At 30.4% G+C, this 418-nt stretch carries 1 protein-coding gene; it reads right to left on the reverse strand.

The features are described from left to right. Positions 1–320: helix-turn-helix domain-containing protein (locus KVT37_RS31900; RefSeq protein ID WP_217578980.1), on the reverse strand; the 320-nt coding region annotated here is incomplete at its 3' end. Positions 321–418: the final 98 nt, after the last annotated feature.

Raw genomic sequence — 418 nt, forward strand, 5'->3', positions numbered from 1 at the left:
ACATCCCATGTATTTCCCCATATCTTCATTTCGTTAAAAATAGGCTGTAGAGTTTGTCCTTTATCAGTTAAGGAATATTCTACATGAGGTGGGATATTAGAGTAAATTACACGTTGAATAATTTTTTCATTTTCTAATTCTTTTAGTCTCATGGATAGTGTTCTAGGGCTGATTCCTTTTAAGGATTTTTCTAATTCACCAAACCGTTTTGGTCCCGAAAAAAGGTCTCTAAGAATAACAAATGTCCACTTCCCACCAATTACCAGCATTGTTTTTTCTATAGGGCATTTAGACAATTTTTCTTCTTCTTGTTTAAGCATACATTATTCCCTCCTGATACTATATATAAATATAGTTACTATACAAAAAAGCAGTACTTTTATATTTGTAGCACTTCATTTATTATATTTTATAAAGA

Origin of the sequence: Mesorhizobium sp. GbtcB19, assembly GCF_019091085.1 — a bacterium.
In the GTDB taxonomy this organism is placed as follows: domain Bacteria; phylum Pseudomonadota; class Alphaproteobacteria; order Rhizobiales; family Rhizobiaceae; genus Mesorhizobium.